This is a genomic window from Aeromonas sp. R3-1 (genome assembly GCF_040908345.1).
GTDB lineage: Bacteria > Pseudomonadota > Gammaproteobacteria > Enterobacterales > Aeromonadaceae > Aeromonas > Aeromonas veronii.
In genome coordinates, this window is the sequence record NZ_JBFODN010000248.1 from 1 (window position 1) to 13,784 (window position 13,784).

The window sequence follows — 13,784 nt, forward strand, 5'->3', positions numbered from 1 at the left end:
GAAAGAAGCCCGCAGTTGCGGGCTTCTTTCATATCGGCTGTGTTGCCTTGTGGGCAGACGCGGTTACTCGGCAGAGACGGGGTAACCGGCTCCTTTCCAGGCGAAGATGCCGCCCGGCACCCGATAGACTTGCTGATAGCCCTGAGTCACCGCCCAGGCGGCTGCGTTGTGGCTGCGGCCGCACTTGACGAAGCCGCAGTAGATCACCACCGGGCGGGACTTGTCTTCACCCAGCAGCGCTTGGAACTGCTCCGCCGTGCCGCTCCCCTCGACGATTTCGCTCCAGTTGTCGCCGGACTTGGCCTCCTTCACGAAGACAAAGTTCTTGGCGCCCGGGATGTGCTCTTTCTTGTAGGAGTCCTCATAGGGCATGGTGTCGATGATCACCAGCTCCTCGCCCTTGTCCATCCGGGTCTTCAGCTCGGCCACGGTCAGCAGCTGATAGCCCCCCTGCTGCGCCTCCTGTGCCAGCTGCACCGCCGACTGCTCAAGCTTCACCTCCTGCTCGAACTGGTTGTCGCCACAGCCCGTGAGGGCAAAGCTGGCGGCGATCAGCGAGGCCAGCAGGGTGCGGGATCGCAATGTCATCATGTCACTACTCCTTTAGAACGGGAAAAACGGGGCGGGAAGTTCGCAGCAGGGCGCCCGCAAGCGTCAGTAGCAGCAGATCCCGCACAATGGCCTCCGGCAACGAGCTGAGGTCAGCCCTGCCCAGACAGCCGCAAGAGATGTCGAGCCCGATGGCAGCGCCATAGCCCAACACCGGAATAAACAGGGCGAGCAGCCCGATCACCAGCCACAGTCCCCAGCGCCGGTTGGCGATGACCGCAAGCCCTGCGCAGAGCTCCAGCGCGATCAGCCCCCAGGCCACCGGCGGGATCAGTGACGGCCAGATCAGGCCAAAGGCGCCGATCTGCTCGATGAACAGGGCGGGGGATATCAGCTTGAACCCGGCGGAGGCGAGGAAGAATCCCCCCAGCGCCAGATTGGCCAGCATGCGCAGATAAACAACCATGGGATAGCTCTTTATCATCCATGACTCCGACTGCCAGCCACAGGCGTTTGCTTCGCCATGTCCGGGCTATCGGCCGGATAGCGGGCCAGCTCCTGATAGTCGCCGTCCGCTTCGCAGCGAAAGACGGCGGCGGTTTCACCGCGCTGGCACCACTGTGACCACTCGTCTGGCGGGCAGTGGAGGCGAATGGCGAGGCCACAGCCAGCACTGAGCAGGCGCGGCACGTCGCAGACCCGAAACGACTGGTCGTGCTGCTCCAGCCGCTTGCGCAGTCTGACCGTGCCGAGGGTGGAGTGGAACAGGTAGAGAAACTCCTGATTCATGATTTGCCTCCCGTGCTGGCGTGCGCGCCGAACAGGGCTGCCCCCAGCGCACCGGCAAACTGGGCATCCGGGTGGGTGACCACTTCGCAGCCCAACCCTTCGGCCAGATAGTGGCGGAAGGTGGCGCAGTGGCTGACGCCGCCGGTAAAGAGTACGCTCGGTCGGGCGCCGAGGCGGCCGATAAAGTTGGCACTGCGCCGGGCCATGGCGCGGACGATGCCGGCCAGAATCGACTCGGCCGGAATGCCCGCCGAGCGCAGGCTGATCGCCTCCGATTCGGCAAACACGGTGCACATGCTGCTGATGTCGTGGGGCTCGGCCCCTTGCAGCAGTTCGTCAAGCTGCTCTACCCGAGCCCCCAGAGTGCGGGTGATCACCTCGAGAAAGCGGCCGGTACCGGCGGCGCACTTGTCGTTCATCAGAAAGTCGGTGAGGTTGCCCTCGCTATCTAGCTGGATCACCTTGCTGTCCTGCCCGCCGATGTCGATGACGGTGTGTACCGACGGGCAGAGCAGGCGAGCCCCCAGCCCATGGCAGGAGATCTCGGTAACCCGGCGATCGGCGAACGACGCCAGATCCCGGCCATAGCCGGTCAGGGTCAGGTGGGGGCGCTCTGGCAAATCGGCCGAGAGCTCCTCCCAGCCTTGCTCGATGGCAGCCAGCGGACGAAAGGGGGTCGGCACCAGAAAACGGCGGACGATACGCCCGCCATCCTTGTGGTCGAACAGGATCCCCTTGGTCGCGGTGGAGCCCGAGTCAATCCCGATGGAGAGTGACACGGCGCCTCCTTACAGCATCTCGATAAAGGCGGCCAGCCGGGTGGCCAGTTGTCCCTTGTCGGCGCTGGAGTAGTCGGTCTCGACTGCCATGTAGGGGATACCGTGGCGTTCGCGCACATGGCGCTTGATGGTGAGCGACTCCACCGCATAGGTGTGGCAAGCCTGCAGGATCACATCGATCACCCCGTCCGCCTGATACTCCTCCACCATCTGGCTCAGCAGATTCATGCGTTGGTGGTTGGGGGAGATGCAGGAGCAGCCGATGGCCAGATACTTGTCGGTCAGCGCATCGAACGGGTCGCCCTCTTCGCTGACGCATTGCTCGGTTGCCTTGGCGCCGGTGCAGTTCTCGTAACCCACCACCCAGCCGCCGTGCTCCTCGATGAGGCGCACCACCTTGTCGGCCGCGCCGCCGATGGGGCAGCCGGTGATGAGGATGCGCGGGCGGGCATCGAGCCGCTTGCCCTCGGCATACTCGGCCTTGATGCGGCGGGTCATCTCCTGCAGCTCGCTGATGAGCTGCTCCTTGTCGAAGCGGAAGGTGGCACCATAGACCACCTTGAGCAGGTCGGTACCGCTGAGTGCCGGCGGATTGAGCTGGCCCAGCCGGTAGAAATCGGCCAGCGCGCGGCGCTCGCGGTTTTTCTGCACGATGGCGTCTCGCAATGCCTGCTCGCTGATGGGCTTGCCGAACTGCTGCTCCAGCACCTGCTTGAAGCGGACGATTTCGCTGCGCCACAGGGTGCGGGAGGCCTTGTCATCGGCGCGGTTGGGCAACTGCATCACATGCACCGGTTTGAACTCGGCCATGTACTCGTACATCTTCTTCTTGCCGTCGCAGGTGGTTTCCCCCACCACCAGATCGGAGAAGTAGAAGTAGGGGCACTTGTCGGTCTTGCCAAAACCGTAGCTGCTCTTGATGAGCGGGCAAAGGTTGCGGGGCAGATCTTTCTCGGCCTCCTCGATGGTCTCGTCGCTGGTGGAGCAGAGCGATACCACCACGGCGCCGGCGGCTATCGCCACCTCCTGCGGCATAAAGGTACAGTAGGTACCGACCAGGGGGATCTGTCGCTCCTTGAGTGCCATTACAGCCAGAAAGCCCTGACGACGGGCATCTGAAAAACTATCGAATATGGCTGGCAACTCGGTGATAAGTGACATAGGCGATCCTGCCCTGATGAGAGAAATGAAGAGACGGACGAGCCATCCGTGACGGCACATCCAACCGCGAGAATTATACCTTTGGGGGTAATTCGAAAATTGCGGTGGATCACAAGGTGTCAGGTAAATCCTTAATGACAGGCAGGTTATTGAGAAGGGGGCTGGCAGGTTGGAGGGGCTAGAGGGGGAATAAAAAACGGGCACCGCGAGGTGCCCGTTTTGGTCATTAGTGGCGCAGACCGGTGCCCCGAGAGATAAGCCACCAGGCGATACCGTAGAGGGCCACGATGAAGCCGATGATGATGAGGTAGGCGGTGCCGAGTGGCACGTCGGAGATGCCGAGGAAGCCGTAACGGAACGCATTCACCATGTAGATGATGGGGTTCACCTGGGAGACACCCTGCCAGAAGGGGGGCAGCAGGCTGATGGAGTAGAACACCCCGCCCAGATAGGTGAGCGGCGTCAGCACGAAGGTGGGGATGATGCTGATGTCGTCGAAAGTCTTGGCAAACACCGCGTTGATAAGGCCACCCAGCGAGAAGAGGATCGCGGTGAGCAGCACGGTCACGCAGACGCTGAACAGATGGTGGATCTGCAGCGGCACGAAGAACAGCGATACCAGGGTGACGATGAGGCCGACACAGAGGCCGCGCGCTACGCCACCGCCCACGTAACCGGCGATGATGACGTAGTTGGGCACCGGCGCGACCAGCATCTCCTCGATATTGCGCTGGAACTTGGCGCTGAAGAAGGAGGAGGCAACGTTGGAGTAGGAGTTGGTGATCACCGACATCATGATGAGGCCGGGCACGATGAACTCCATGTAGGTGAAGCCGCCCATGTCACCGATGCGCGAACCGATCAGGTTGCCGAAGATGACGAAATAGAGGCTCATGGTGATGGCCGGTGGCACCAGGGTCTGGATCCAGATCCGGGTAAAGCGGCTCACCTCCTTGGCCAGAATGCTCTTGAAGGCGATGTAATAGATGGCCAGATTCATGCTTTTCTCCCCTCTTCGACCAGATTGACGAACAGCTCTTCCAGCCGGTTGGCTTTGTTTCGCATGCTCACGACCTGCACCTGCTGGTTGGACAACTGCTCGAACAGGCTGTTGAGTGACTGGCTCTTGTCGAGATCCACTTCCAGGGTGCGTTCATCCTGCATGCGGCCGTTGAACTCCGGCACCTCAGGTACGGCAGAACCTGGCGCAAGGTCGAGCAGGAAGGTCTCGCGACCCAGCTTGCCCAGCAGATTCTTCATGCTGGTGTTCTCGATCAGACGACCCTTGTCGATGATGCCGATGTTGCGGCAGAGCATCTCCGCCTCTTCCAGATAGTGGGTAGTAAGGATGATGGTGACGCCCTGCTCGTTGAGATCCTTGAGGAAGGTCCACATGGAGCGGCGGATCTCGATATCGACCCCGGCGGTCGGTTCATCGAGGATCAGCAGTTTGGGCTCGTGCATCAGGGCGCGGGCGATCATCAGGCGGCGCTTCATGCCGCCGGAGAGGGTGCGGGCAGGCATGTCGCGCTTCTCCCACAGATCGAGCTGGCGCAGGTACTTCTCGGCGCGGATCTTGGCTTCCGCCTTGGGAACGCCGTAGAAACCGGCCTGATGGGTGACAATCTGGATCACCTTCTCGAACTGGCTGAAGTTGAACTCCTGCGGTACCAGCCCGAGCTGAGCCTTGGCCTGCTCGAGATCGCTGTCGATGTCGTAGCCAAATACCTTCACCTTGCCGGCGCTCTTGTTCACCAGCGAGCTGATGACGCCGATGGTGGTGGATTTGCCCGCGCCGTTCGGGCCGAGCAGGGCGAAGAAATCCCCCTGCCTGACGGTAAGATCGATGCCTTTAAGGGCTTCGACGCCCCCCTGATAGGTCTTTTTCAGGCCGCTGATTTCCAGTGCGTTCATTGCAACCTCTGTGATGGTTGAATCCGGCTCGATACAGAAAAGGCGGCCAAGGCCGCCTGCACAGAGTAAAGGGCGCAAGGCCGCTTCACCCGTGATATTCCTGAACCTGGCTTACTCCTGGGGTACCACTTTGCCGATAAACGGCAGGTTGCGGTACTTCTGGGCGTAGTCGATGCCACAACCGACCACGAATTCGTCCGGAATGGCGAAGCCAATCCAGTCGACCGGCACCTGCACTTCGCGGCGGGAGGGTTTGTCCAGCAGGGTGCAGATGGCCAAGGATTTCGGCTCGCGCAGGGAGAGGATCTCGCGCACCTTGTTGAGGGTGTAACCGGTGTCGATGATGTCTTCCACGATCACCACATCCTTGCCCTTGATGTCGTCGTCCAGGTCTTTGAGGATGCGGACGTCACGGGTGCTGTGCATGCCGGAGCCGTAGCTGGAGGCGGTCATGAAGTCCAGGGTGATGGGCAGCTGGCACTGGCGGCAGAGGTCGGCCAGGAAGATGCAGGAACCGCGCAGCAGCGCAATCATCACGACTTCGTCAGAACCCTGATAGCGGGCGGTGATCTCTTCACCCAATTTGGCGATCCGGGCGGCTACTTCAGCCTCGGAGATCATCACCTCGACGGTGTGTTTCATCACTTACTCCCATAAGGCCAAAGGGGATTTGGCCGTTCATGAATATCAAAACCGATGATTCTACCACTCATGTTGAAGGGTGCTAGAGATACGTGGTGCTTTTATCGGCTTATTTTAATTGATAGAGTTAGCAGGCACTCAGGCATGATTAGTTAAAATACTATAAACACCATAATCAATAACTATTAGATGATAAAAACTATGGAACCACGCGCAGAAATAAGACGTCGTACCCGGCTGTCGCCGGAAGCTCGTCGCTCCCAATTGATGGAATGTGCCATCGAGGTGTTCTCCCGTCGCGGCATTGGCCGTGCAGGTCACGCCGAGATAGCCGAACAGGCCAAGGTCTCTGTGGCTACCGTCTTCAACTATTTCAACACCCGCGAGGAGTTGGTAGATGAGGTGCTGGCCGAGATCGAACGCTTTGTGAACCAGATGCTGTCGCAGGCATACGGTGACCAGGGCTCCATTTTCGACAAGATCCAGCGTCATGTACGCCTCTCTGTCGATGCCGCCTACGATCAACCGGATTATGCCGGTATCTGGCTGGAGTGGAGCTCATCGGTTCGGGAAGAGGTATGGCCCCGCTATACCCGGCTGCTCGATCACTGCCTTGAGCTGATCGCCAGCGAGCTGCAAACCGCCATGGATGCAGGGGAGATCACCAGCGTGCTGTCAGCACAGGATCTGGCCCGTTCTCTGACCGGTTTTGGCTATGTGATGATGCAGATGATCAATCAACCTCAGCGCCCGGCGCGCCAAGAGGTGACTGATTTCCTGTTCAAGTACGTGACGGCGCCAATTCAGGCTCGCTAACACGGCTTAACGAAAAAACGGCGTCACTCATTGAGTGGCGCCGTTTTTTTATGGCCGGATATGGCGGTCACCTCACTGGTGGCCATAGCCCCAGCGGTGGGTCAACTCATGCTCGACACCGAGATGATCGAGGATGCGGGCGACCATAAAGTCCACCAGATCGGCGATGCTTTTCGGCTCATGATAGAAACCGGGGGCGGCAGGCATGATGGTCACCCCGAGCCGCGCCAGTTTCAGCATGTTCTCCAGATGGATCGCCGAGAAGGGGGTTTCGCGGGGCACCAGGATCAGCTGGCCACGCTCCTTGAGCACCACATCCGCCGCCCGCTCCAGCAGGTTGTCGGAGGTGCCGTTGGCAATGGCCGAGACGGTGCCCATGGAGCAGGGGCAGACCACCATCTGTTTGGGCGCGGCCGAACCGGAGGCCACCGGTGAGAACCACTCTTCCTTGCCGCAGGCGACAATCTGCCCCTCCTTGGCGCCATATTGGCGACAAAGATAGGCAGAGAGCTCTTTCGGCGAGCCGGGCCAATCCTGTTGCTGCTCGGTCTTGAGTACCACACGAGCCGCCGATGAGGCGAGCAGGTAGATCCGATAGTCCGCCTGCACCAGACACTGGAGCAGGCGCAGGGCGTAGGGGGCGCCGGAGGCGCCGGTCAGCGCCAGGGTGATCGCTTTGTTCATAGTTCGCCGTGGTAATCCTTGAGGCGGGCGATCAGCTTGTCATGAATGCCACCGAAGCCGCCGTTGCTCATGATCAGAATATGGTCGCCATCGCGGCTCTCGGCCACCAGCCGGTTGATCAGGGTCTCCAGATCGTTGAATACCTTGGCCGGTCGGGTCATATGGGCCGTCACCTCGCCGAGATCCCAGCCGATGTTGGGGGGTTGGAAGAAGAACACCTCGTCGGCGCCATCGAAGCAGCCAGCCAGCTCCTCCTTGTGTACCCCCAGCTTCATGGTGTTGGAGCGTGGCTCCAGCACTGCCAGGATGCGGGCCTTGCCCACTTTGGCGCGCAGGCCGCCGAGGGTGGTCTCGATGGCGGTGGGGTGGTGGGCGAAGTCGTCATAGACGCTGATGCCCGCTACCTCACCCTTGAGCTCCATCCGCCGCTTGGGGGATTTGAATTGGCAGAGGGCTGCGATGCCATGCTCCACCATGACACCGGAGTGGCGGGCAGCAGCGATGGCCATCAGGCCATTGTTGACGTTGTGCTCGCCGATGCACTCCCAGTGCACCTCGCCCTGTTTTTCACCATCCAGCCACACCTCGAAGGCGGAGCCGTCATCGGCCAGCTTGACAGCTTTCCACTTGGCGTCGTCCTGACCTACCAGCTCCACTTCGCTCCAGCAGCCCATCTTGCGCACGGCGGTGAGGTTGTCATCGGCTTGCGGGAACAGCACCCGGCCGTTGCTCGGCACGGTGCGCATCAGGTGGTGGAACTGGCGCTGGATCGCGGCGAGATCCGGGAAGATGTCCGCGTGGTCGAACTCCAGATTGTTCATCACCAGGGTGCGCGGGTGGTAGTGGACGAACTTGGAGCGTTTGTCGAAGAAGGCGCAGTCATACTCGTCCGCTTCGATGACGAAGAAGGGGGCGGAGCCGAGACGGGCGGAGACCGGGAAGTTGCCCGGTACGCCGCCAATGAGGAAACCGGGCTCCAGCTTGGCGTACTCCAGCACCCAGGCCAGCATGCTGGCGGTGGTGGTCTTGCCGTGGGTGCCGGCTACGGCCAGCACCCAGCGATCCTGCAGCACGTGCTCCAGCAGCCACTGGGGGCCGGAGATGTAGGGCAAATTGCGGTCCAGCACATATTCAACACAGGGGTTGCCGCGGCTCATGGCGTTGCCGATCACCACCAGATCCGGCGCCGGATCGAGTTGGGAGGGGTCATAGCCTTCGGTCAGTTCAATGCCCTGTTGCTCGAGCTGGGTACTCATGGGGGGATAGACATTGGCATCCGAACCGGTCACCCGGTAACCAAGCTGTTTTGCCAACACCGCCAGACCACCCATAAAGGTGCCGCAGATCCCGAGAATGTGAATATGCATACCGCTTCCTTTCGCAGTAAAGGGAAGTGCGCATTCTAGGGGGTGTTGCGGTGGTGGCACAAGCCGCACTCATGGTGAGAGGCCCACAGATGCAGCACCGGAGGCATAAATCTTGGCGCTGTTGGGATATGCGAGATTGGAATGGGCTGGCAGGCTTTATTTGAGACTTGATATTGTGTCGCACTTTCTTACAATTCTTCGGTTTTGTGACGCACGCTACAGTTTTACGATATCGCCCTTTTCCAAAGGAGAGTCCCCATGGGCAAGTTCCTGCTTTGCTATCTGGTCGGTGGTCTGGTGGCCATCAGTTGGGCTGCGCTGCCCGCTCACGGTCCCTGGGATCAGTGGGACCTCGCGATTTTTCATACCGTTAACGGCTGGCTCGGCCAGTCGCCTTTGTGGGCCGATCTGGTGGCCATCACCAATAACCGGCTGTTCGATCTGGCGGTGTTGGCCTGTATGGGGCTGATCCTGGCCCGTTGCTTCTTCGCCCGGGATTTGGCAGGTCGTCGCCAACTTGTGGCGATGGGTATTGTGATGTTGCTGAGTGCTCTGGTGATTAACCAGTTTGGTCACAGGTTGCCAGTTGAGCGACCCAGCCCGACCCTGATGGTGGCCGATGCGCTGCGGGTGACCCAGATCAGTGCTATTCCGACCAAGGACTCTTCCGGTGACAGCTTCCCCGGGGATCACGCCCTGTTTCTGATGATCTTCGCCGGCTACGCCTTGCGTTATCTGCCGCGCTGGGCGGGAGTCACCGCATTGCTGATGGTGCCGATCTTTTCCGCGCCGCGCATTCTGGCTGGCGCCCACTGGTTTACCGATGTCTACGTCGGCGCGCTGGGGCTGGCGACCCTCTGTCTGCCCTGGCTGCTGTTGACCCCGCTGGCGGATCGGCTGATAGAGCGCATTGCCCCCCGATTGGCCCGTGTGCCGCTGCTGCGCAGTCAGACCCACTGATTGAACGTCGCAAAATAAAACGCCCCGACATGAAAATGTCGGGGCGTTTTGTTATCCACCCGCGAGAGATCAGCCTTGATAGCCGTTCGGGTTGTTGCTTTGCCAGCGCCAGGTATCGACCATCATCTGCTCCAGACCGCGCTCTGCCTGCCAACCCAGCTCGGCACGGGCCAGCGTCGGCTCTGCCCAGCACTCGGCGATGTCGCCCGGGCGACGGGGTTTGATCTGGTAGGGAATGGGTCGGCCGCTGGCCGCTTCAAACGCCTTGACCATCTCCAGTACCGAGTAGCCCTGACCTGTGCCCAGGTTGTAGGTGAAGACGCCGGTGTCGCTCTTGATGCGCGCCAGTGCTTTCAGGTGGCCGATGGCGAGATCCACCACATGGATGTAGTCACGTACGCCGGTGCCATCCGGGGTCGGGTAGTCGTTGCCAAATACCCCCAGCTCCTTGAGCTTGCCGACACCCACCTGGCTGATATAGGGCAACAGGTTGTTGGGGATGCCGTTGGGATCTTCACCAATCAGGCCGCTCTCGTGGGCGCCGACCGGGTTGAAGTAACGCAGCAGCACGATAGCCCAGCGGGGATCGGATTTGGCGAGATCACGGAGGATCTCCTCCACCATCAGCTTGGAGCGACCATAGGGGTTGGTGGCGCTGGTGGGGAAATCTTCCCGCAGCGGTACCGAGGCGGGATCGCCATAGACGGTGGCCGAGGAGCTGAATACCAGCCGGAAAACGCCAGCCCTGGCCATCTCTTCGCACAGCACCAGAGTGCCGCTGATGTTGTTCTGGTAGTAGGTGAGCGGGATCTGGCTCGACTCCCCGACCGCCTTGAGACCGGCGAAGTGAATGACCGATTCGATCTGGTGGTTGGCGAACAGCTGCTGCAGGCAGGCTCTGTCCAGCACATCCCCTTCGACGAAGGTGACCGGCTTGCCGGTAATCTGCTCGACTCGCTTGAGTGACTCCGGTGAGGAGTTGGAGAGGTTGTCGAGTACCACGACCTGCTGCCCGACGTTCAAGAGTTCAACCAGGGTATGGGAGCCGATATAGCCGGCGCCCCCTGTGACCAGTATTGTCATTTTTTATCCCGTGTTCTGGTGAAACTGGGGCAGAGTCTAGCGCCCCTGTCTACTTGGGAAAAGGTTGGGATACCGATGACGCTTTCACCGCACCTCACAAAAGCCTTCACCACGCCTCAATAATCGAGGCCGATATCCCCTTTTGCGGTGCAGGAGCAGGCCAGAGCAACGCCGCTCTCCAGATCCTGAGCACTCAGGGTCATCACGCTCTGGCGCTCGATGTCACCTGTGGTGGTGCAACGACAGCTGCCACATACCCCGGCGCGACAAGCCGCCATTATGGTTTCGCCTGCAGCTTCCAGCGCCGCCAGCAGGGTCTGACCCGGCAGGATTTTCACCTTTTTTCCGCTCTTTTTCAGGGTCAGCCAGAAGTGATCGTTGGTGGTCGTGGCGGGCTCTGCTGGAGGAAGGCCAAAGGACTCCTGATGCAGTTGCTCCGGCGGCAATCCCAGCTCCGTCAGCATGGTCCTGACCGCCGCCATATAGGGGGCCGGGCCACAGAGATAGACATGGCGTTCGCGCAGATCTGGGGCCAGTTCGGCCAGCATGGCGGGGGTGAGCCTGCCAATCCAGGGGTGATCTGCTGGGGCCCCTTCCAGTATCAGGGCATGGCGTACACCGGGGTGCGCTTCGGCCAATGCAGCCAAGTCATCTGCGAAGATCACATCTGCTGGCGAGCGGGTGCTATGGATAAAGCGGATATCGGCATCCGGCCGTTTGGCGAGCTCGTCCCGCAGCATGGCCCACATGGGGGTGATGCCGGAACCGGCACTGAGCAGCAGTGGCCGTTTGCAAGGGAGGTTGGTCAGGTTGAAATCGCCAAAGGGACCATCCACCCGGATCTCGTCGCCCACTTGCAGGGTCTGGTGCAGATGGCGAGAGACCCGTCCCACATCCTTGATAGTCACTTGCCAGCATGCATCCTGCGGGCTGGAGGAGAGGGTATAGGCGCGGCACTCAGGCTGGCCGTCTATCTCGGTATGCAGGGTGATGCACTGGCCAGCCAGCACGGGAGGGAGGCTGCCGGAAAGCGGCGCCAGCTGCCAGCTCACGACGTCGTGGGTGTTCTGTTGGCGGCCAATGCAGGTGAGCGTGAGAGAGGTCATCACAAGGCTCCTTAGGTTTTAAACGGTTCGAAAAACGTCTGGTGAAAAAGCCGGATCCAGAAAAAAGGCGAGCCGGGCGGCTCGCCAAACGCTTACAACATGAGGTGCCGATCAGGCCGCCAGGATCTCGGCCAAGTCAGCCTCGGCCGTGGTGGTCCCTTTCAGGCCAAATTGCTCCTCCAGCACCTTGAGCAGCGCCGGGGTGAGGAAGGCGGGGGCGGTCGGCCCGGTACGAATGTCCTTCACCCCGAGGGAGAGCAGGGTGAGCAGAATGACGATGGCTTTTTGCTCGAACCAGGAGAGCACCAGCGTCAGCGGCAGATCGTTGACCCCGCACTCGAACGCCTCGGAGAGTGCCAGCGCCAACTGGATGGCGGAATAGGCATCGTTGCACTGACCCACGTCCAGCAGACGCGGAATGCCGCCGATGTCGCCAAAGTCGAGCTTGTTGAACTTGTACTTGCCGCAGCCCAGCGTGAGCAGCAGGCTGTCGCGCGGCGCCGCCTTGGCAAACTCGGTGAAGTAGGCGCGCTCGGCCTTGTCGCCGTCACAGCCACCCACCAGGAAAAAGTGGCTGATCTCCCCGGCTTTGACCTTCTCGATCACCGCGGGTGCTGCCTGCATCAGAGCGTTGCGGGCAAAGCCGATGGTGATGAAGTGCTCGAGCTCGGTGTGCTTGAAGCCTTCCAGCGCTTGGGCCTTGGCGATCACTGCGGAGAAATCATCTCCCTCCAGATGGGTGACGCCCGGCCAGCCGACGATGGAGCGGGTGAAGATACGATCCGAGTAGTTGCCCACATTCGGGTCGATGATGCAGTTGGAGGTCATCACCACCGCGCCCGGGAAGTTGGCAAACTCCTTCTGCTGGTTCTGCCAGGCGGAGCCGTAGTTGCCCACCAGATGGGGGTACTGTTTGAAGAAGGGGTAGGCCAGCGCGGGCAGCATCTCGCCGTGGGTGTAGACATGAATGCCGGTCCCCTTGGTCTGCTCCAGAATGAGTTTGAGATCCATCATGTCGTGGCCGGAGACCAGAATGCACTTGCCGGGGATGGGGGTTACGCGTACCTGGGTCGGCTCCGGATGACCGAAGGCGCTGGTTTCACCGAGATCCAGCATCTCCATGATTTTGAAGTTGAGCTGACCGATCTCCATGGCACAGCTGAATAGCCGACCCATTTCGCTCGGGTCTGTGCTGAGCCAGCTCATGATGCGGTGGAATTCGGCGGCCACCTCGTCACTCTGCTGATCCAGCACCCGGGCGTGCTCCATGTAGGCAGCGGCGCCCTTGAGGCCGTAGAGACAGAGCAGACGCAGCCCCATGATGTCCTCGTTCACCTCGCTCTTGCCCCGATTGGGGGCGGCTGGCGCGGCATGGGCAAGTTGTTCCAGCAGTTCGGCACCGGGTTCGAAGTAAGCGGACTGTGGCAAGTCGTTGACCTGCACCGCCATGGCGGTCAGACGATCGGCCAACTGCTGGCGATAGGCGAGGGCCTGATTGACGTACGCCACGATACGGGCGGAATCGAAGTTGACGTTGGTGAGGGTAGCGAAGAAGGCCTTGGGCACGAAGGCATCGATCTCGCGGTCGATGATGCCCTGCTCGCGGGCGGCCAGCGCCCAGGCGCTGAGCCCCTGCAGGGTGTAGATCAGCACATCCTGCAGATCCGAGGTTTCAGCCGTCTTGCCGCACATACCTTGTGCGTAGGCACAGCCGTTGCCTGCCGGGGTACGAATTGTCTGTTCACATTGCACACAAAACATCATGTCTCTCCTAATTGGACATTTCAGTTGTCTGTTTTGTGGCGATTCTATTCCTCTCGCGAAAAACTTAATAGGCATTCAATTTGCCAATTAAGATTCCCTTGATGCAGATCAAAAACAAAAAAAGCCGCCCAAACAGGGCGGCAAGCGGGTGGATAAAAGGAGAGACAACT

The 13,784-nt window shown here is 60.5% G+C and carries 15 protein-coding genes; 2 read left to right on the forward strand and 13 right to left on the reverse strand.

Annotated elements, in window-relative coordinates:
• Window positions 1–63: 63 nt before the first annotated feature.
• The 8 genes from AB5Y85_RS16685 to hpt all read right to left on the reverse strand — a co-directional run bounded on the left by AB5Y85_RS16685 (window position 64) and on the right by hpt (window position 5,834).
• Window positions 64–591 carry a rhodanese-like domain-containing protein gene (locus AB5Y85_RS16685; protein WP_216960909.1) on the reverse strand — a complete coding sequence of 176 codons (528 nt, stop codon included), beginning with the start codon at window positions 589–591 and terminating at the stop codon, window positions 64–66.
• Between the two features lie 4 nt (window positions 592–595).
• Window positions 596–1,015, reverse strand: a complete 420-nt coding sequence (locus tag AB5Y85_RS16690) for a MauE/DoxX family redox-associated membrane protein (RefSeq protein WP_257687401.1) — start codon at window positions 1,013–1,015, stop codon at window positions 596–598.
• A 14-nt stretch (window positions 1,016–1,029) separates the two neighbouring features.
• Window positions 1,030–1,338, reverse strand: coding sequence for a DUF3343 domain-containing protein (locus tag AB5Y85_RS16695; RefSeq protein WP_257687402.1), 309 nt, complete (start codon window positions 1,336–1,338; stop codon window positions 1,030–1,032).
• Window positions 1,335–2,117: an acyl-CoA dehydratase activase gene (locus tag AB5Y85_RS16700; protein WP_257687403.1), complete on the reverse strand. Its 783-nt coding sequence runs from the start codon at window positions 2,115–2,117 to the stop codon at window positions 1,335–1,337. Before AB5Y85_RS16700 ends, AB5Y85_RS16695 begins: the two co-directional genes overlap by 4 nt.
• A 9-nt stretch (window positions 2,118–2,126) precedes the next feature.
• Window positions 2,127–3,278, reverse strand: coding sequence for a double-cubane-cluster-containing anaerobic reductase (locus AB5Y85_RS16705; protein WP_257687404.1), 1,152 nt, complete (start codon window positions 3,276–3,278; stop codon window positions 2,127–2,129).
• A 226-nt stretch (window positions 3,279–3,504) separates the two neighbouring features.
• Window positions 3,505–4,278 carry an ABC transporter permease gene (locus tag AB5Y85_RS16710; RefSeq protein ID WP_005362866.1) on the reverse strand — a complete coding sequence of 258 codons (774 nt, stop codon included), beginning with the start codon at window positions 4,276–4,278 and terminating at the stop codon, window positions 3,505–3,507.
• Window positions 4,275–5,192 carry an ABC transporter ATP-binding protein gene (locus AB5Y85_RS16715; RefSeq protein WP_100652864.1) on the reverse strand — a complete coding sequence of 306 codons (918 nt, stop codon included), beginning with the start codon at window positions 5,190–5,192 and terminating at the stop codon, window positions 4,275–4,277. The genes AB5Y85_RS16710 and AB5Y85_RS16715 overlap by 4 nt, the downstream gene beginning before the upstream one ends.
• Window positions 5,193–5,303: 111 nt before the next feature.
• Window positions 5,304–5,834 (reverse strand): hypoxanthine phosphoribosyltransferase, encoded by a 531-nt coding sequence (gene hpt / locus AB5Y85_RS16720; RefSeq protein WP_005335618.1) that lies wholly within the window; start codon window positions 5,832–5,834, stop codon window positions 5,304–5,306.
• Between the two features lie 201 nt (window positions 5,835–6,035).
• On the opposite strand from hpt, the gene AB5Y85_RS16725 reads away from it, so the two are divergent.
• The gene (locus AB5Y85_RS16725; protein WP_042079938.1) at window positions 6,036–6,650 is read left to right on the forward strand and encodes a TetR/AcrR family transcriptional regulator; all 615 of its coding nucleotides are present in this window, start codon (window positions 6,036–6,038) and stop codon (window positions 6,648–6,650) included.
• A gap of 72 nt (window positions 6,651–6,722) precedes the next feature.
• Here AB5Y85_RS16725 and AB5Y85_RS16730 read toward each other — a convergent pair whose 3' ends face one another.
• Both AB5Y85_RS16730 and mpl read right to left on the reverse strand, forming a co-directional pair.
• Window positions 6,723–7,334: a flavin prenyltransferase UbiX gene (locus AB5Y85_RS16730; RefSeq protein ID WP_257687405.1), complete on the reverse strand. Its 612-nt coding sequence runs from the start codon at window positions 7,332–7,334 to the stop codon at window positions 6,723–6,725.
• Window positions 7,331–8,701: a UDP-N-acetylmuramate:L-alanyl-gamma-D-glutamyl-meso-diaminopimelate ligase gene (gene mpl / locus AB5Y85_RS16735; RefSeq protein ID WP_257687406.1), complete on the reverse strand. Its 1,371-nt coding sequence runs from the start codon at window positions 8,699–8,701 to the stop codon at window positions 7,331–7,333. The genes AB5Y85_RS16730 and mpl overlap by 4 nt, the downstream gene beginning before the upstream one ends.
• A 258-nt stretch (window positions 8,702–8,959) precedes the next feature.
• On the opposite strand from mpl, the gene AB5Y85_RS16740 reads away from it, so the two are divergent.
• Window positions 8,960–9,661 (forward strand): phosphatase PAP2 family protein, encoded by a 702-nt coding sequence (locus AB5Y85_RS16740; protein ID WP_257687407.1) that lies wholly within the window; start codon window positions 8,960–8,962, stop codon window positions 9,659–9,661.
• A 69-nt stretch (window positions 9,662–9,730) separates the two neighbouring features.
• On the opposite strand, the gene galE is transcribed toward AB5Y85_RS16740, so the two are convergent.
• From galE to hcp, 3 genes are all read right to left on the reverse strand, one after another.
• Window positions 9,731–10,744, reverse strand: a complete 1,014-nt coding sequence (gene galE / locus AB5Y85_RS16745; RefSeq protein WP_005354620.1) for a UDP-glucose 4-epimerase GalE — start codon at window positions 10,742–10,744, stop codon at window positions 9,731–9,733.
• Between the two features lie 116 nt (window positions 10,745–10,860).
• Complete coding sequence (locus tag AB5Y85_RS16750) at window positions 10,861–11,850, reverse strand: hybrid-cluster NAD(P)-dependent oxidoreductase (RefSeq protein WP_257687408.1); 990 nt, start codon at window positions 11,848–11,850, stop codon at window positions 10,861–10,863.
• 111 nt (window positions 11,851–11,961) lie between these two features.
• Window positions 11,962–13,611, reverse strand: coding sequence for a hydroxylamine reductase (gene hcp / locus AB5Y85_RS16755; RefSeq protein WP_088868515.1), 1,650 nt, complete (start codon window positions 13,609–13,611; stop codon window positions 11,962–11,964).
• Window positions 13,612–13,784: the final 173 nt, after the last annotated feature.